This window comes from Kitasatospora sp. NPDC008050, from assembly GCF_042957465.1.
Lineage (GTDB): Bacteria > Actinomycetota > Actinomycetes > Streptomycetales > Streptomycetaceae > Kitasatospora.
The window spans coordinates 1-17308 of sequence record NZ_JBIBIJ010000010.1 but is presented as its reverse complement, the minus strand read 5'-3'; the positions used below and the strand labels follow the sequence as shown (position 1 = coordinate 17308).

Sequence of the window (17308 nt, the reverse complement as noted above, 5' to 3'; positions counted from 1 at the left end):
AGGGCAGGATGCACTTCCTCGACGCTGCCTCATTGCTGGACGCCGGACCGCTGCAGTTTCCCCGCCGCATCGAACGCCTCCTCTGGCATTTGGGCTTCTCTGACGTGTCCAATATCGACGGCTCCGGAGACGAGGGCGGCGACATCCTTGCCCGCCACAAAGGCGAGACCTGGGTAATCCAGTGCAAGTGGAAGCGACGCGGGGCCGTAGGAGCCGACGCGGTGGACGAGGTCGCTCGCGCACGGGATCACTACCGCGCCCACCGCGCCGTCGTCGTCACCAACACCCGCTTCAGCCCTGACGCTCGGCAACGTGTGGCAAATCTGGCACGCCTGGGCCCCGGAATCCTCCTCTGGGGAGGAACGGACCTAACAACGAGTTTCGATCGGGTACCCCGCCGCTTTGGGCAGGTAGCGCTCCGGCCCTACCAAGCCGAGGCACTGCAAGCGTTGACTGCAGACCTCGAAGCCTCGGGCCGCGCGTTGCTCGTCTTGGCTACCGGGCTGGGCAAGACCGTCGTCGGCGGTGAGGTGATCGCGGAGCATCTGCGACGCGGCCCCCAAGGCCAAGTCCTGGTCGTCGCGCACGCAAAGGACCTCGTCCAGCAACTGGAGCGGGCGCTCTGGCGCCACCTGCCTAAAGAGGTCCCAACGCGGCTCCTCACCGGGGACACGCGCCCTGATGACCTCTCAGGACTCACGTGCGCGACAGTCACTTCGGCGCTGTCCGCCGCGCGCTTCGGCTACCGCCCAGACCTCGTCGTGATCGACGAAGCCCACCACCTTGGCGAAGGAGGCCAGTACGGCGAGTTGCTGGAACACCTGAACTCGGCTCGCCAACTGGGCGTCACCGCGACCCCATGGCGCGGCGACAAGCACGACATCACCCATCAGCTCGGCGCCCCCAGCTTCAGGTTGGGGATCGAGGAGGGAATGCGGCGTGGCTACCTTGCTCAGGTCGACTACCGCCTGTTCGTCGACGACATCGACTGGGATATCGTTCGTGAGGCCAGCAGCCACTCGTATGGATTGGCCGAACTCAACGCGAAGCTCTTCCTGCCGCAGCGAGACGAAGCCGTCCGCGACGAGCTCGCCGCCACATGGGCCACCACGCTCAACCCCCGGGCTATCGTTTTCTGCCGCACTATCGAACATACTGAGCGGCTCGCCGACATGCTGCGGCGCACCCCCCTCTGGTCCGGCGCCCTCGCCATCCACGCCGGACTCGCTAAGAGGGAGCGGCAGAACCGCCTACTTGCCTTCCGCTCAGGCGAGGTACCTATTCTGACAGCGGTCGACATCCTCAACGAGGGCGTTGATGTGCCGGACGTGAACATCCTCTGCTTCGCACGAGTTACTCACTCCCGGCGGATCTTCGTTCAGCAGCTCGGGCGAGGGCTCCGCTTGCGCGAGGGAAAGAACCGGGTCACGGTGTTGGACTTCGTAAGCGACCTCCGCCGCATTGCTGCCGCGCTCAAGCTCAAGCGCGCCCTTGACGGCGATGGTGAAATCGAGACCCTGGCCAGGTTTACCCCGTCGAACATCGACTTCAGCGACCAGAAGGTGGCCACCCTCATGGACGAGTGGATCAAGGACGCTGCCAGCCTCGAGACCGCGTACGACGAGCACCGACTCCAGTTCCCTGCCGCCCTCGCCCCACAGGAGTAGCGACCGTGTCCTTGCAGCAGCTGCCTGCGCCTATCCGTGAACGCCTCCTCATTGAGATCTACCAGCAGGCCAATGACCTGGACTGGGAGTTCTTGAGTAACGCTGACAAGACCAACCAGTATCGGAAGTGGATCGAGGATCCCAAGGTCGGCGGCGTCCTGCTCTCCTACGGACCGGAGAAGGACGCCAGGGTCTGGATCAAGGACGTCCCCATGAAGGAGTACGCCCGAGCCCAGGAGGGAATTGGGAACTACGTCCGTTATGCGGTAAATCGATTCCAAGGGCCGGAGGAAATTGTTCGGGCGGCGTGTGGGAGTGGCTGGGCGATGAAGCCCGATTCGGTTGGAGAGAAGCCGAACCACTGCTACGCCGTCGCCGGTGACGCCGCGCGGTACGTCTGCTGGGGCCGTGCCGGAACCTTCCGTGACCTTGTCTGGGCCGCACTGAATGAAGCCGTCGACTCGGTGGAGCGACCCGCGATCGTCGTCACGACCCGCAATGGCGAGACCGTCTCGACAGCCGAGCGCGTGCGCCAGGAGCGACTCGCCCTGCGTTGTGGCGCGGACCTCCGGTACCTCCATCGCGAGATTGTCCCGAATCCTGACTATCTTCGAGTAACAGGCGGTGGCCAGAGTCAATCGCAGCCCACCCTCATCAACTTGCCTGAGCGGTAGACGTGACGCGCTTTGCGGAGCCTGCAAAGGCCCTGCTAGCCCGGCTGATGTGTCCAGTTGGGGCCATGTGCGGCCGGTGTGCGGCCGGACGCCTTTGGACGAGGTAACACAGGGTGGAACGGGTCAACGAGTTGCATGTGCTCTGATCAGGAAAAACGGTACGGTGCAGCATGAGGCGGTGCCGGCCGTCACGAATCCTCATGTTCTCGTAATGCGTAGGTCATGGGTTCGAATCCCATAGGCGGCTCAGTGAAAGCCCAGGTCATCTCGTTGATGGGCTGGGCCTTTGCATTCGCCAGGGGTCTTGAGCGGTGGGGGGTCACTCGCCCTCGACGTTGAGGTGGGGGAGGAGGCGGTCGAGCCAGTGGGGGAGCCACCAGGCGTGGCGGCCGAGGAGGGTGAGGACGGCGGGGACGAGGAGGAGGCGGACGACGGTGGCGTCGACGAGGACGCTGACGGCCAGGCCCAGGCCGAGCATCTTGACGACGATGTTGTCGCTGAGGATGAAGGCGGCGAAGACGCTGACCATGATGAGGGCGGCGCAGCTGATGACGCGGGCGGTGATCTCCAGGCCGTGGGCGACGCTGCCGCGGCTGTCGTCGGTGCGGAGCCAGGACTCGTGGACGCGGGAGAGCAGGAAGACCTCGTAGTCCATGCTCAGGCCGAAGACGATGGCGAACATCATCATCGGCACGTAGCTCTCGATCGGCACCTTGCCGGCCACGCCGAGGGCGGGGCCGCCCCAGCCCCACTGGAAGACCGCGACCACCACGCCGTAGGAGGCCGCGATGGAGAGCAGGTTGAGCACGGCGGCCTTGAGGGCGACCAGCAGGCCGCGGAAGACCGCGAGGATGATCAGGAAGGCGAGGCCGACCACCACCGCGATGATCAGCGGCAGGCGGGCGGAGACCAGTTCCAGGAAGTCGAGCTGGGCGGCGGTGGTGCCGGTCAGGTAGCTCTTGGCGGCGGTGCCGGTGGTGCCCTGGGGGAGGGCGGTGTCGCGCAGGTGGTTGAAGAGGTGGGTGGTGACGGCGTCCTGGGGGGCGCCGGTGGAGATGGCGGTGGCGATCAGGACGTCGTCGTCGGGGGTGGGTTGCAGGGGGGAGATGGTGGCCGCGCCGGGGACGCCGGTGAGCGCGTGCTGGAGGTTGCCGGCCAGGGCGGCGCGGTCGCCCGCGGGGACGACGCTCTGGTCGACCACGATGGTCAGCGGGCCGTTGACGCCGGGGCCGAAGCCCTGGGTGATCAGGTCGAAGGCGCGCCGGTCGGTGAAGCCGGTCGGGTCGGCGCCGTCGTCGATGTGGCCGAGCCGGATGGAGAAGAGCGGGATGGCCAGCACGCCGATCACCACCACCCCGCCGGCCAGGAACCACCAGGGGCGCCGCTCGACGCGCCGGGCGTAGTTGTGCCAGGCGCCGTGCGCCGACTGGCCGGTCCCGTCGGTGGCGGTGCTGCCCTCGGCGACGGGGGTGCGCACCCGCCAGCGGTCGATCCGGCGGCCGAGCAGGCCGAGCAGGGCCGGGACCAGGGTGATCGCGCCGAGGACGGCGGTGGCCACGGTGACCATCGCGGCCACCCCGAGCTTGCCGATGAAGCTGACCCGGGAGACGGAGAGTCCGGCCAGCGCGATCGCCACGGTGCAGCCCGAGACGATCACCGCCCGCCCGCTGGTGGCCACCGCCTTTCCGGTGGCCGTCACCGGGTCCGCCCCGTCCATCAGCAGCTGGCGGTGCCGGGTGATCAGGAAGAGCGCGTAGTCGATGCCGACGCCGAGCCCGATCATGGTGGCCAGGGTGGGCGAGACGGTGGCGAAGGTGAAGGCGATCGCCAGCAGGCTCAGGCAGCTCAGCCCGACGATCACCGCGATCAGCGCGGTGACCAGGGGCAGCCCGGCGGCGACCACGCTGCCGAAGCCGATCAGCAGCACCACCACGGCCACCGCGAAGCCGATCGCCTCGCTGGTCAGGTCCTTGGCGTGGGGGCGGGCCAACTCGCCGAGCGGGCCGCCGTACTCGACCTGCACGCCGGCCGCGCGCAGGGGCGCCACCGCGTCGTCCACGCCGTGCAGGTAGTCGGTGCCGAAGGTGGTGGGGTTGGTGTCGAAGCGGACGGTCAGGTAGCCGATGGTGCCGTCGGAGGAGAGCGCGCCGGTGGGCGGGGCGCCGGGGGCGGGCAGCGGGTTCTGCACCGAGAGCACGTGCGGCAGTTGCTGCAGGGCGGTGACGCTCTGGCCGAGCTGGCCCGAGACGCCGGTCAGCGGGCCGGCGGCGTCGCGCAGCACGATCTGCGCGCCGATCCCGCCGGCACCGGGGGCGTGCGCGGCGAGCAGCTGCTGGCCGGTGTGCGACTGGACGCCGGGCAGCGAGAAGTCGTCGGAGTAGGTGCCGCCGACGGTGTTCTGCAGTCCGTGCAGGACGCCGAGCAGGATGAGCCAGCCGATCAGCACCAGCACCCAGTGCCGGGCGCACCAGCGGCCGAGGCCGTGCAGCCCGCCGGGCTCGGCCGCCGTGGTCCGCGGGCTGCTGCGGTTCTCGTCCGGCGTGGCCATGGGGGTGCTCCTGGGCGCTGAGGGAGGGTGGAAGGATGCTTTTCTGACGGTATGTCGCCACTGTGGACGGCCATCCGTGCGACATACGCCCAACCGGGTCGTCGGGCGCAGGGCCGACCGGTGGGGCGCTCGGTGCGCGGGCTCGCGAGTTCAAAAACGGGTCCTGTCGTGGCCAGGGTCTGCCGACCGGCGCTCTCCTCCTGGTGTCATGCGCCCCACAACTGACCTTGAGTGCAAGGAGGTTGGCCTATGACCAGCCTGACGTCGACCACCGCTCGGACTCCCCGACTGCTGCGCGGCCTGCGCCGTGCGGCACATCGCCGAGCACGCCCGGCGCAGTGGCCCGCAGGGGCCCGGCTCGCTGCCGCCGGGCGCTTGAGGGCGGTGTGCGCCGGGCGCCTGAGCGTGGTGTGGGCCGTGTGAGCTGTGTGGGCGGTGTCACGGTCGGCTAGGTCAAGGTTTAGTAAATACGGCAAGCGTAAGGTCCGACTGGGTCTAAGCTAGTCAAGGTTTAGCAAGGCACCTCGTTCGGTGAGGCGTCTTCACGGACACAGGCCACTGATCCCAACCGTCGAGAGACGCTCCGGATCAGGACAGATCTTCCCGACCTAAGGGTTGATCCCAAGTGGCTTCCGGCTCGCGAGCTGGATCACGCCGTGAAGTGCCAAAGCTCTGACGAGTTGGGGTGAGCCGGTCTTACCAGGATCGGCGAGCTCCTTGCCGTGTCGTTTTGTGCAGCGGTCCACGCGCACACCGGCCGGAAGGAGGCGAGAGACATGGATTGCAGTAGTCCGGGCCATAGTTGCCCCTACCCCCGCTTGTCCTCGTACTTCTTCGGCTCGCGGTAACCACCTTCGCTACGCGCTCTTTGCGCTGATCTTCGACGCCTCCCGGCTTTGCCATGCCCGGAACCTGTTCGTAGCGAGGACGGCTGCTGCGTGCCACCGAACTCCCCCATGAATGCAGGGGGTTGAGGGAGGTTCATCATGACCACCACGATCGACGACACCAAGGTCCCGACGCCGCGCACGGCGGTGCTGGACGAGGCCCATCTGGGCGACATCAAGGGCGCGTTGGGCACGATCAAGCTGGACGACACGGCGCCGCGCACGGGGCTGTCGGCGAAGCTGAAGACGCTGCTGGCGATCGTCGGACCGGGCCTGATCGTCATGGTCGGCGACAACGACGCCGGCGCGTTCTCGACCTACGGCAACGCGGGGCAGAACTACGGCACGAGCCTGCTGTGGACGCTGCTGCTGCTGGTTCCGGTGCTGTACGTGAACCAGGAGATGGTGCTGCGGCTGGGCGCGGTGACGGGGGTTGGTCACGCGCGGCTGATCCTGGAGCGCTTCGGGAAGTTCTGGGGCGCGTTCAGTGTGATCGACCTGTTCCTGCTGAACGCGTTGACGCTGGTCACCGAGTTCATCGGAATCACCTTGGCGGCAGGGTACTTGGGGCTGCCGAAGGCGGGTTCGGTGGTGCTGGCGGCGGCGATCATCATCGCCTCGGCGTTCACCGGCTCGTTCCAGCGCTTCGAGCGGATCGCGGTGGCGCTGTGCGCGGGTTCGCTGCTGCTGATCCCGATCTACTTCCTGGTGCACCCGAAGACCTCGCAGATGGCGCACGACTTCGTGGTGCCCAACATGCCTGGCGGTACGGGGCAGTTGGCCACGGTGATGCTGCTGATCATCTCGATCGTGGGCACGACGGTGGCGCCGTGGCAGCTGTTCTTCCAGCAGTCGTACGTGATCGACAAGCGGATCACGCCGCGGTTCATGAAGTACGAGAAGGTCGACCTGTGGATCGGCATCGTCATCGTGATCGTGGGCGCGGCGGCGATGATGGGCTTCACGGCGGCGGCGTTCGCGGGCACCGACGGGTTCGGCAACTTCAGCGACGCGGGTGCGGTGGCCAAGGGGCTGGCGGACCACAGCGGCAAGCTGGTCGGCGTGCTGTTCGCGATCGCCCTGCTGGACGCCTCGATCATCGGCGCGTTCGCGGTCTCGCTCTCCACGGCGTACGCGATCGGTGACGTGTTCGGGATGAAGCACTCGCTGCACCGCGGTGTGGGTGGCGCGAAGGGCTTCTACGCGATCTACGCGGGGATCGTGGCGGCCGCCGCGGCGATCGTGCTGGTGGCCGACGACCACACGCTGGGTCTGCTGACGCAGGGTGTGCAGGTGCTGGCCGGGGTGCTGCTGCCGTCCGCCTCCGTCTTCCTGCTGCTGCTGTGCAACGACAAGCAGGTGCTGGGGCCGTGGTCGAACGGGCCCAAGACCAACGCCTTCACCTCCGCGGTGGTCGGTGTGCTGGTGACGCTGTCGATCATCCTGACCGCCTCGGTGCTCTTCCCGGACATCTCCTCGCAGGCGATCCTGGACATCATGGCCGGCTGCGGCGTGGTGGGCGTGCTCGCCGCGGGCTTCGCCTTCACCCGCCGCCGTACCGCCACGGCCGAGGACCCGATCGACCGCACCGGCCGCGACGACTGGCGGATGCCGCCGCTGGAGACCCTCACCCGCCCGGTGATGTCCACCGGCCGCAAGATCGGCATGGGCGCCCTGCGCACCTACCTGCTGATCGCGATGATCCTGGTCGTCATCAAGCTCGTCCAGACCGCCCTCGGCCACTGACGCCGAAGCCCCTTCGGGGGTGGGAGGGGCCGCGCAACGGCTGCCCCTCCCGGTGCCTGCCGCCTCGGCACCGAACTCGCGTCAGCGGACGCACAGACGCACAGACGCGCAGACGCACAGACACACAGACGCGCAGACACACAAGACGCACCAGACGCATGCACCGAGCGCGAGCCGCCGGCGCGAGCCGTCGGCTTCGCCATGCCCGCGTGTGCTCGACAGCCCCGTGCCGCGAACCGAGCGGTCGGAGCGGCTGGACCCGCCAAACCCGCCACGCCCGAGAGGGAGGGAAACTCATGCCTCTGCGCTACCCCCGACTCCAGCTGGTCTTCTCCGACAAACCCACTGCCCTGCCCGCGCCCGCGGCCAGTGCGGTCGCGGTGATCGAGGCGCCCACCCGCCGCCTCACGGCGGTGGGCGTGGTGGTCGACATCGACCAGCGCACCGCCACCGTCGACGGTCGCGAACTCGACCTCACCTTCCTGGAGTTCGAGCTGCTCGCGCACCTGATGGCGCAGCCGAGGCGGGTGATGTCCCGCAGCCAGCTGATGGAGGCCGTCTGGGGCCGCCCGAACCTGGGCGACACCCGTACGGTGAGCACGCACGTGGCCCGGATCCGCCGCAAGCTCGGCCCGGCCCACCGCGCCACCATCAGCACCGTCCGGCAGATCGGCTACAAGTTCGACCCGACGCTCGGGCCGTGCTGAATTCCTTGCGGCTCCGCCGTTCCCTGCGGCACTGCCATCCCTTGCGGCACCGCCGTTCCTTGCGGCACCGCCGCTGACACCCGAGGAGGTGCTCCATGCACGCCCTGTCCACCTTCGACTTCCTGCTCCGGCTGGCCACCGGCGTCTGCTGCGGGGCGCTGATCGGGGTCGAGCGCCAGTGGCGGGCCCGGATGGCGGGCCTGCGCACCAACGCGCTGGTCGCCACCGGGGCCACCCTGTTCGTGCTGTACAGCGAGGCGGTGGGTGACACCGGATCGCCCACCCGGGTGGCCTCCTACGTGGTCTCCGGCATCGGGTTCCTCGGCGGCGGGGTCATCCTGCGTGACGGCGCCAGCGTGCGCGGCCTCAACACGGCCGCCACCCTGTGGTGTTCGGCGGCCACCGGAGTGCTCGCGGCCTCCGGCAAACTCGCCTTCGCGGTGCTCGGCGCGCTGACCGTGCTCGCCGTCCACTTCGTGGGCCGTCCCGCCGGGCGGCTGCTCGACCAGGCCCCGGCGGCGGGCACCGACCCGGACGCGGTGGTGGAGGCCAACGTGCACCTGCGCTGTGACCGGAGCGCGGAGACCCACATCCGGGCCCTGCTGCTGCAGTCGCTGACCGCCTCCGGCCTGGCCCCGACCGGCCTGCGGGCCCGGCGCGAGACGCCGGAGACCACCAGCCTGCGGGCTTCGCTGTCGGTCAGTGGCGATGTGGCGTCCGCGCTGGAGCAGGTGATCTCGCGGCTCTCGCTGGAGCCCGGGGTGCGTGACCTGCACTGGCACTTGGACGAGGAGGAGGACGTTCACCAGGCGATGGCCTGAGCGGGCCCCAACACCGGAGTGCTGAAAGGAGGGTGGTCACATGCGGAGCCTTCCCCGTCCGCGCACCCGGGAGGGCGCGGCCGTGTCGGCGGTGCTCGCGCTGGCCGTGCTGGAGGCGGTCGGCCTGGCGGCGGCCTCGGACGGCGAGCGGGCGGTCGTCGGGATCGGAGTGGTCGGTGCCGGTCTCGCCGTCCTGCTGATGACCGGCGTGCTGCTGGCCACCCGGCGGCGGCCGGATGCCGGTCGTCGCGTGGACCCGCTGCCGGTGGTGACCGAGGTGGAGGACTGGTACCCCGCCGACACGCTGGCCGGCTTTCCGCTGGAGGCGGTGCGGCCGTACCTGGCCGCGTACCCGCTGGGGCGGCTGCACACGGGGTGGGTGCTGGCTGTGCACGGGCACGAAGCGGGCTGGATCGCCCAGCACCTGGACGTGTCGCGGGCGGTGGCGGCGGTGCTGGTGGCGGCCGCGGCGGAGGTGCGGGGCTGACGGATCCGCCTGGTTCCAGGGCGCTGAAACCGTCGTGAAACCGCGGTGAATGCGCCCTGCCGCAAGCTCTGCGGCATGACGACAACGACTCCGCACTCACCCGCCATCGCGGCCAAGGGGCTGCGCAAGGCCTACGGGGACAAGACGGTCCTCGACGGCATCGACCTGGTGGTGCCCGCCGGCACGGTCTTCGCGCTGCTCGGCCCGAACGGCGCCGGCAAGACCACCGCCGTCAAGATCCTCTCCACCCTCGTCACGGCCGACGCCGGCGAGCTGCACGTCGGCGGCCACGACCTGGCCGCCGACCCGCAGGCCGTGCGAGCCGCGATCGGCGTCACCGGGCAGTTCTCCGCCGTCGACGGTCTGGTCACCGGCGAGGAGAACATGCTCCTGATGGCGGACCTGCACCACCTCCCGCGCCGCGAGGGCCGCCGCATCGCCGCCGAGCTGCTGGAGCGCTTCGACCTGGTGGAGGCCGCGAAGAAGCCCGTCTCCACCTACTCCGGCGGCATGAAGCGCCGCCTCGACATCGCCATGACGCTGGTCGGCGACCCGCGGATCATCTTCCTCGACGAGCCGACCACCGGCCTCGACCCGCGCAGCCGCCACACCATGTGGGGCATCATCCGCGAGCTGGTCTCCGGCGGCGTCACCGTCTTCCTCACCACCCAGTACCTGGAGGAGGCCGACGAACTCGCCGACCGCATCGCGGTCCTGAGCGACGGCAGGATCGCTGCCGAGGGAACGGCCGGCGAGCTCAAGCGGCTCGTCCCGGGCGGGCACGTGCGGCTGCGCTTCACCGACCCCTCCGCGTACCGGTCGGCCGCAGCCGCGCTGCGCGAGGCCGCTCGCGACGACGAGGCGCTCTCGTTGCAGATCCCCAGCGACGGCAGCCAGCGCGAGCTGCGCTCCGTCCTCGACTGGCTGGACGCGGCCGGCATCGAGGCGGACGAGCTGACGGTGCACACCCCCGACCTCGACGACGTGTTCTTCGCCCTGACCGGCGGCGCCGACCTGACCGAGCGGGCCGAGCGGGCCGGGCTGGCCGACCTGACCGAGCGGACCGACCAGCCCGCCCTGACCGACCAGCCCGAGCGGGCCGACCAGACCAAGGAGAACGTCCGATGAGCACCCTCGCCCTCGCCGTCCGCGACTCGAACACCATGCTGCGCCGCAACCTGCTGCACGCCCGGCGCTACCCGTCCATGACGCTGAACCTGCTGCTCACGCCGGTCATGCTGCTGCTGCTCTTCGTCTACGTCTTCGGCGGAGCGATGAGCGCGGGCCTGGGCGCCGGCGCCGATCGCGCCACGTACATCGCCTACATCGTCCCGGGCATCCTGATGATGACGGTCGGCAGTACCGTGATCGGGGCCGCGATCTCCGTCTCGATGGACATGACCGAGGGCCTGATCGCCCGTTTCCGCACGATGGCGATCTACCGGGGCTCGCTGCTCGTCGGGCACGTTGTCGGCAGCGTGCTGCAGTCGGTCGCCAGCGCGGTCCTCGTCGGTGGCGTCGCCGTCGCCATCGGGTTCCGCTCGCACGCCACGGTCCTGGAATGGGCCGCGGCGCTCGGACTGGTCACGCTGTTCGCCCTGGCGCTCACCTGGATCGCGGTCGGGATGGGCATGGCCAGCCCGAACCCCGAGGCGGCCAGCAACATGGCGATGCCGCTGATCCTCCTCCCGCTCATCTCCACCGCGTTCATCCCCGCCCACACGATGCCGGGCTGGTTCCAGCCGATCGCCGAGTACCAGCCGTTCACGCCGGCCATCGAGACGCTGCGCGGCCTGCTGCTCGGCACCGCGATCGGCGACAACTGGTGGATCGCGGTCCTCTGGTGCGTGGGCCTGAGCGCGCTCGGCTACCGCTGGTCGACGGCGCTGTTCAGCCGCGACCCGCGATGAGCGTGCGGGCTGCCTCCCGCAGCTCGTCCCGCTCCAGGGCGGCGAACTCCGACACCGCGTCGGCGTACGCCGCCCGGTCGGCGTCCCGGGCCGCCCGCCGGGCGCGCTCCGCCGACATCGTCGGCTGGAACTCCCTCAGCACCCGCAGCCGTTCGGCCAGCGCGATCATCCGCACCGCGGAGGCATCGCCGGACGCGAGCCCCACCGTGCCGAGGGCGTGCAGCACCGTCCCGATCACCGGGAGCTCCGTGGGCGAGCCGGACGGGGAGGCGAGCAGGGCCCCGAGCTTCAGCCGGAGCCGTTCGACCAGCCCCGGGACGAGCGCGAGACGGTCGGCGTGCGCGTGCGCCGTCACCGCCGCCGACTGGATCTCCAGCGCCCACGGGTCGAGCCAGGGGTCGCCGGTGTACAGCGAGTGGTCCGCGAGCATGCCCTCCACGGCGCTGCGCCACAGGCCGAGTCCGAGCTCCGTCAGTCCGCGGGCGAGCGCGATCTCGGCCCGGCCGCCGGGATCGGAGCTGTAGTAGTAGAAGGCCTCCCGTTGCGGGGTGCTGTCGAGCGAGGTCTGCCGCAGCCAGTACTCGGCCTCGTCGGGGTTCCCCCGTTGCAGGCAGGCGAGGACGAGAGCCGAGTGGACGCCGATGTAGTCCTTCCCGTCGCCGAGCCGAGGCAGCGCGGCGAGCGCGGCCGTGAGGTGCTCGTACGCCAACTCGCCCTGTTCCGCCCGCAAGCACAGCTCGCCCATCCGGGAGTGGCGCATGAGCAGCACGGAGGGGTTGTCGACCGGAGCCAGCGCGGCGTTCATCCGGTGGGCCGAGGCGAGCGCGCGCTCGATGTCGTGCTCGTACTCCCAGACGTAGCTGGCGACGCACTCGGCGATCCCGGCGACCAGCGGCTGCTCGCGGTGGCTGTCGGCGTCGCAGAGCCGTTGCAGCACGTCGTAGTCGGGCGGCCGCATCTCGGGGATCGCGCACAGCACCACCGCGGTGGCGCGCAGCAGCGTGTCCGGCGGGGCCGGGGGCAGCCGCCGCAGCGTGACGAGCTGGCGGATGGCGCGCGGGCCGTAGCCCATGAGCAGGCCCGTCGCGCACACCGCCGCGGCGGCGCGGGCGACTTCGAGGTACTCGGGGTCGGGGTGGTAGTGCGACAGCGGCGGGCCGGTCTCCGCGGCGAGGGCGACCAGGCGGGGGAAGTTGGAGTCGGTGGACCACAGCGCGGCGAGGACGGCGGTGACGGCCGCGATGGCGGGCCCGTCGGTGCGGGCCAGGGCGTGCCGCAGGGCCAGCGCGAGGTTCTCCTGCTCGGGCCTGATCCGCTCCCAGGCCGGCCGCGGTTCGGGCAGGAAGACGAAATCGTGGTGCGCGACCCCGAAGTCCCGCGCCCAGGCGAGGAACCGGTCGACGGCCGCCTCCTCCTCGCCCGCCTCGGTGCGCCGGGCAGCGCTGAACTCCCGTACCGTCTCCAGCATCCGGAACCGCAGCCCGGCCGGTGTGTCGGCGACGGTGAGCAGCGACTGGTCGGCCAGCTGCTCCAGCAGCAGGAGCGCGTCCTCGCCGAGCACCTGCTCCGCCGCTTCGCCGGCGATGCCGCTGGGGAAGACGGAGAGCGTGCGCAGCGCCGCCCTGGCGTCCTCGGCGAGCAGGTTCCAGCTCCAGTCGACGACCGCGTGCAGCGTGCGGTGACGCTCCGGCAGGTCCCGCGCCCCGCCGCGCAGCAGCGTGAACCGGTCGCCGAGGCGGCGGGCGATCTCCGGCACCGACAGCACCCGCACCCGCGCCGCGGCCAGCTCCACGGCGAGCGGCAGTCCGTCGAGGTGGCGGCACAGCTCGGTCACCGCGTCCGACGGCAGCTCCACGGCGGGGCGGGCGGCCCGGGCCCGCTGGGTGAACAGCTCGGCCGAGACGTCGAGACCGAGCTCCGGCAGCGCGTACACCGCCTCCGAGGTCAGGCCGAGGGGCGCCCGGCTGGTGGCGAGCACCCGCAGGTCCTTCGAGGCGGAGACCAGGGCCCGGACGAGGTCGGCGGCACCCCGGACGACCTGCTCGCAGTTGTCCAGCACCAGCAGGGCCGGGCCGGAGCCGAGCACACCGAGGATGCCGGTGATCGGGTCGGCCGAGGCCGGGTCGCCCACGGCGCCCGGCCGCCCCTCGCCCGCGCCGAGCGCGGAGGCCACCTGCGCGGCCACGTCCTCGTCCTCCGTGACGCCGGTGAGCGGCACGAAGTACACCACGCGCTGCTCGGCCCGGCGACTGACGGCGTGCGCGAGCCGGGTCTTGCCGAGGCCGCCGGGGCCGACCACGGTGACGGCGCGGGAGGTGCGCAGCAGCCGCTCCACCGCCGCGAGGTCCTCGTCCCGGCCGAGCAGCGGGTTCGGCTCGTGCGGGACGCCGTGCCGGACCGTGGGCGCCTCGCCGCGCAGCAGTTCGTGCTGGACGGCCTTGAGCGCGGCGCCCGGATCCGTGCCGAGCTGGTCGCGCAGCTCGCGGCGGTACGCCTCGTACCGGGTCAGCGCGGCGGACGGGCCCGCCGTCGCCGCCTCGGCGCGCAGCAGCTCGGCGAGCAGCTCCTCGTCGCGCGGGTGCTGGGCTGCTGCTGCGGCGAGCGGCCCGGCGGCCTCCGCGTGCCGCCCCAGCCGGGCGAGTGCGAGGGCCTGGGCGCGGACGAGGGTGGCGCGGACGGGGGCGCGCTCGGTGCGCAGCGCGGCCACGGGGTCGTCGGGGTCGGTGCTCGCGGTCGGGGCGTCCTGCCACAGCGCGAGCCCGGCCTCGGCGGCGGCGAGCGATCCCGCGTGGTCCCCGGCCCTGGCCCGGTCGGCACTCGCGGCGGCGTGCAGCAGCAGGGCGGAGCTGTCGACCTGGTCCTCGGCGAGGGTGAGGCGGTATCCGGTCGGTGTGCTGGTGATGACCTCGGCGCCCAGCTGAGACCGGGCCCGGGAGACGAGGACCTGCAGCGCCTTGCCCGGCCGCTCCGGCAGTTCGTCCGGCCACAGCCCTGCCACCAGCCGCTCGGTGCTGCAACCCGTGCGCAAGTCGCTTGCGAGCAGCGCGAGGAGGGCGCGGAGCCGGGGCGCGGTGACCTCGTGCCCGCGACAGGCGACACGCGGCAGCAGGGTCAGGTCGGTGGTCACGCATGCAGATTAGCCAATGAGCTGCTTCAGAGCGGTGGCCACGGAGCGGGCGACGCGGGCGACGCGGGTGATGCCGTCCGGGTTGGCGGTCTGTGCTCGACGATGAGGGCGCGCACTTCGGTGGCCCGGAGGTGGACGGTGGCTGCCGGGAGGGGCGCTTCGTCGTTGTGGGCGAGGGGAGTTCGCTGGGCCGGTGCGGGGACGGGGACCGGGACGGGTGGGAGGCGGTCGATCAGTCGCTTGCGGGCGAACGCACCCGGGCACTGGACGGTGGCGGGCAGGCCGTTGGTCATCGCGAACCGGAACTGCTCGGGCGTGACGTCGCGGGCGAACCACTCGGCGGCGAGGGATTCGAGCTGCTCGCACTCGTTGGCGGAGAGCATCATCCGCTTGTCGGCAGCGGCGAGCGAGGCGAGCGCTCGGTAGGCGATGGAGCGTGGAGGGGGCGCGGGGGCGGGGTCCGCACTACCGCCGGTGCGGCGGTCGGCGAGGAAGAGGCTCCACCAGGCGGTCGGGCGTGGGGTGCGGGAGAAGTAGGTGCGGAAGACCCAGCGGGTGAGGCCCTCGCCGACCTTCTCGCGGATGCGGAGCAGGTGGCCGAGGTCGGCGAGTTTGCGCAGGGCGGAGCGGACGGCCTGCTGGCCGTAGCGGGGCTGCTCGCGGGCGAGGGTCTTGGTGTCGATCGCCGCGCCGTCGGGGAGACGGTCGATGTAGGCGGCGAGGTACGCCTCGCGTTCGGGCAGGTGAACGAAGTCGTTCTGGGTGCTCGGGTCTTGGGACGGCGCGGAACGCTTGCCGTAGCCGGGCGCGGCGGTAGGGTGGCAGATAGCCACTGGATCGACCTGTCTTTCGATCGAGGCTGGTCAGACCCCCGTTCGGTGTTGGCGCACCGGCGGGGGTTGTTTCTTTGCGCGAACCGTACACCGCGATTGCGGGGTGTGGTCAACTCATGACGATAAGTCATATTCATTGCCGCGAAGTCACATTGGATGGGTGGGTGGGTGGGTGGGTGGGATGTAGCCACCCACCGTTCCTCAGAAGAGAGGGCTCGGATCCCGAAGCCCGAAGCTCGGGTGTTAACGGAGCTGTTGGGCGGTCGCGAACACGATGAAGCCAGACCAGGCGGCGGGGGTGAAGGCGAGCTGCGGGCCGGCCTTGTCCTTGGAGTCACGGACGTGGATGACCATGGCGGAAGGGGCGACCTCGATGCAGGCACCACCTTCCGTGCCGCTGTAGCTGGACTTGAACCACGCGAGTTCCATGGTCATAGCGCCTCCATAGTTTCCTGGATGAACCTGGCGGACTCCTCAACTCCGAGGGCCTGCATGCGGATGATGCCATGGCACTGTTCCAGCGCGCTTATTGTCTCGGGGGCCGTGTACAGTGCCCCGGTTTCCTGGCCCTCCACGTAGGCGTAGCGCTCGTGCTCGCTGGTCTCAAGGAGGACGAAGGGCCCGTTGAGCACAGCGTACGTGCTGTGGCTGGCCGGGAGGATCTGGATCGAGACGTTCCTCAACTCGGAGATGGCCAGCAGATTCTGCAGTTGGCCTCTCATGACCTCTCGCCCACCCACAGAAGTGCGTAGCACTGCTTCATACAAGATGAACCCGAAGAGTGCGGGCGGATTGCGGGTGAGCTTCTTCTGGCGCTCCAGTCGAGCCTGCACTCGCTCCTTGACGATGTCATCGCCGAGCGGTGGCGTGTGGTTCTCGATCAGCGCCCGAGCGTAGTCCTCAGTTTGCAGCAGGCCAGGAATCAGCAGGGTTTCCACCCAGTTGACGACGATCGCGTCGTCCTCGGCGGTCGTGAATCTCTTCAGGCGGTTCGGAAAGCGCTCCGGGCGCAGGAACACGGCCGCCGCCAGCAGCATCCCCCTCGCATCGCAGAGCCGCTCGGCGGCCTCAAGTACCCTCTGGGTCGGCCGCCGCCGCCCTTGCTCCATCGACTTCACGGTCTCGTAGTCGTAGTCGGCTTCTTCGGCCAGCTGCTCGCGCTTCACGCCTGAGCGCTCGCGCCACATCTTGAGCTGGTTGCCGCAGTACTGCCAGGCCAGCGGGGGCTCAGGTGTTCCAGTCATCCTTGCGCCCCCAAAATTCATTCGCGGGTACAGGGCGGGTACTCGGGCAGTTGGACCCGCGGTGTCACTTCCGAGGCTACGACCGCACCCGGCACCGTAGGAGTGCAATCCCCGGATTGCACCCAATCGAGTGCCAGTTCGCCCCGTCGCGTTTCGCAAGGACCCCCATGCCCCTGCCTCCCCTCGCCGCCGAGCACCACTTCCGCCGCACCGCCCGCAGCGTGTCGCTCTCCCGCAACCTCTTCCGGGAGCAAGCGACTTCGTGGTCCCTCTCCGAGGACGCCGCCGACACCGCCGCCCTGCTCCTCTCCGAGCTCATGACCAACGCCTGTCGCCACGCCCGCTTCCCGCGCGACCGCCACATCGCCGCCCGCTGGATCCTCGACCCCGCCACCGGCCTGCTCCGCATCGAGGTCTCCGACGCCGACCGCCGTCTCCCCGCTCCCCGTCACGCGAATCTTGACGAGGAGTCAGGCCGAGGCCTCGAACTCGTCGCCGTCCTAGCCACCGCCTGGGGCGCCGAACCGCGCCCGTGCGGGATCGGCAAGACGGTCTGGTTCGAGTGCGCCCTGAAAGCGCCTGGTTGTATTCCCGGTAGAACCGGGAGGAATTCGGAGGTTATTCCTGGGTCCAATGGCTTACCTGGCGTCGAAAGAC

General features: G+C 70.2%; 14 protein-coding genes and 1 riboswitch. Of the genes, 9 read left to right on the top strand and 5 right to left on the bottom strand.

Going from position 1 to position 17308, the window contains the following annotated elements:
- Positions 1–8: 8 nt before the first annotated feature.
- Positions 9–1667, top strand: a complete 1659-nt coding sequence (locus ACFZB9_RS20605; RefSeq protein ID WP_391449077.1) for a DEAD/DEAH box helicase family protein — start codon at positions 9–11, stop codon at positions 1665–1667.
- A gap of 5 nt (positions 1668–1672) precedes the next feature.
- A complete protein-coding gene (locus tag ACFZB9_RS20600) occupies positions 1673–2341 on the top strand; it encodes a hypothetical protein (protein ID WP_391449075.1) in 669 nt (222 codons plus the stop codon).
- Between the two features lie 319 nt (positions 2342–2660).
- On the opposite strand, the gene ACFZB9_RS20595 is transcribed toward ACFZB9_RS20600, so the two are convergent.
- On the bottom strand, positions 2661–4889 hold the full coding sequence (locus ACFZB9_RS20595; protein ID WP_391449073.1) for an MMPL family transporter: 2229 nt from the start codon (positions 4887–4889) through the stop codon (positions 2661–2663).
- Positions 4890–5405: 516 nt separating this feature from the next.
- Positions 5406–5581, top strand: a riboswitch (M-box (ykoK) riboswitch).
- Between the two features lie 294 nt (positions 5582–5875).
- Here ACFZB9_RS20595 and ACFZB9_RS20590 point away from each other — a divergent pair.
- The 6 genes from ACFZB9_RS20590 (at position 5876) to ACFZB9_RS20565 (ending at position 11447) form a co-directional block, all read left to right on the top strand.
- Positions 5876–7522 (top strand): NRAMP family divalent metal transporter, encoded by a 1647-nt coding sequence (locus tag ACFZB9_RS20590; protein ID WP_391449072.1) that lies wholly within the window; start codon positions 5876–5878, stop codon positions 7520–7522.
- A 296-nt stretch (positions 7523–7818) separates the two neighbouring features.
- A complete protein-coding gene (locus ACFZB9_RS20585) occupies positions 7819–8229 on the top strand; it encodes a winged helix-turn-helix domain-containing protein (RefSeq protein ID WP_391449070.1) in 411 nt (136 codons plus the stop codon).
- Positions 8230–8324: 95 nt separating this feature from the next.
- The gene (locus ACFZB9_RS20580) at positions 8325–9050 is read left to right on the top strand and encodes an MgtC/SapB family protein (RefSeq protein ID WP_391449069.1); all 726 of its coding nucleotides are present in this window, start codon (positions 8325–8327) and stop codon (positions 9048–9050) included.
- A gap of 40 nt (positions 9051–9090) precedes the next feature.
- Entirely contained in the window at positions 9091–9537 is a 447-nt protein-coding gene (locus ACFZB9_RS20575) for a hypothetical protein (protein ID WP_391449067.1), read from the top strand.
- Positions 9538–9612: 75 nt separating this feature from the next.
- Entirely contained in the window at positions 9613–10665 is a 1053-nt protein-coding gene (locus ACFZB9_RS20570; RefSeq protein WP_391449065.1) for an ATP-binding cassette domain-containing protein, read from the top strand.
- Positions 10662–11447 (top strand): ABC transporter permease, encoded by a 786-nt coding sequence (locus tag ACFZB9_RS20565; RefSeq protein ID WP_391449063.1) that lies wholly within the window; start codon positions 10662–10664, stop codon positions 11445–11447. Before ACFZB9_RS20570 ends, ACFZB9_RS20565 begins: the two co-directional genes overlap by 4 nt.
- Here the strand turns inward: ACFZB9_RS20565 and ACFZB9_RS20560 are convergent.
- The 4 genes from ACFZB9_RS20560 to ACFZB9_RS20545 all read right to left on the bottom strand — a co-directional run bounded on the left by ACFZB9_RS20560 (position 11428) and on the right by ACFZB9_RS20545 (position 16651).
- Positions 11428–14574, bottom strand: a complete 3147-nt coding sequence (locus ACFZB9_RS20560) for an ATP-binding protein (protein ID WP_391449061.1) — start codon at positions 14572–14574, stop codon at positions 11428–11430. The two genes, ACFZB9_RS20565 and ACFZB9_RS20560, sit on opposite strands and share 20 nt — an antisense overlap.
- A gap of 26 nt (positions 14575–14600) precedes the next feature.
- Positions 14601–15407, bottom strand: a complete 807-nt coding sequence (locus tag ACFZB9_RS20555) for a hypothetical protein (protein WP_391449059.1) — start codon at positions 15405–15407, stop codon at positions 14601–14603.
- Positions 15408–15650: 243 nt separating this feature from the next.
- Positions 15651–15842: a DUF397 domain-containing protein gene (locus tag ACFZB9_RS20550; protein WP_391449057.1), complete on the bottom strand. Its 192-nt coding sequence runs from the start codon at positions 15840–15842 to the stop codon at positions 15651–15653.
- The gene (locus ACFZB9_RS20545) at positions 15839–16651 is read right to left on the bottom strand and encodes a Scr1 family TA system antitoxin-like transcriptional regulator (RefSeq protein ID WP_391449055.1); all 813 of its coding nucleotides are present in this window, start codon (positions 16649–16651) and stop codon (positions 15839–15841) included. Before ACFZB9_RS20545 ends, ACFZB9_RS20550 begins: the two co-directional genes overlap by 4 nt.
- 167 nt (positions 16652–16818) lie before the next feature.
- On the opposite strand from ACFZB9_RS20545, the gene ACFZB9_RS20540 reads away from it, so the two are divergent.
- Positions 16819–17308: ATP-binding protein (locus ACFZB9_RS20540; protein WP_391449053.1), on the top strand; the 490-nt coding region annotated here is incomplete at its 3' end.

Coding starts and splice junctions, on each gene's coding strand:
- ACFZB9_RS20605 (WP_391449077.1), top strand. CDS start 9: ATGCACTTCCTCGACGCTGCCTCATTGCTGGACGCCGGACCGCTGCAG.
- ACFZB9_RS20595 (WP_391449073.1), bottom strand. CDS start 4,889: ATGGCCACGCCGGACGAGAACCGCAGCAGCCCGCGGACCACGGCGGCC.
- ACFZB9_RS20590 (WP_391449072.1), top strand. CDS start 5,876: ATGACCACCACGATCGACGACACCAAGGTCCCGACGCCGCGCACGGCG.
- ACFZB9_RS20585 (WP_391449070.1), top strand. CDS start 7,819: ATGCCTCTGCGCTACCCCCGACTCCAGCTGGTCTTCTCCGACAAACCC.
- ACFZB9_RS20580 (WP_391449069.1), top strand. CDS start 8,325: ATGCACGCCCTGTCCACCTTCGACTTCCTGCTCCGGCTGGCCACCGGC.
- ACFZB9_RS20575 (WP_391449067.1), top strand. CDS start 9,091: ATGCGGAGCCTTCCCCGTCCGCGCACCCGGGAGGGCGCGGCCGTGTCG.
- ACFZB9_RS20570 (WP_391449065.1), top strand. CDS start 9,613: ATGACGACAACGACTCCGCACTCACCCGCCATCGCGGCCAAGGGGCTG.
- ACFZB9_RS20565 (WP_391449063.1), top strand. CDS start 10,662: ATGAGCACCCTCGCCCTCGCCGTCCGCGACTCGAACACCATGCTGCGC.
- ACFZB9_RS20550 (WP_391449057.1), bottom strand. CDS start 15,842: ATGACCATGGAACTCGCGTGGTTCAAGTCCAGCTACAGCGGCACGGAA.
- ACFZB9_RS20545 (WP_391449055.1), bottom strand. CDS start 16,651: ATGACTGGAACACCTGAGCCCCCGCTGGCCTGGCAGTACTGCGGCAAC.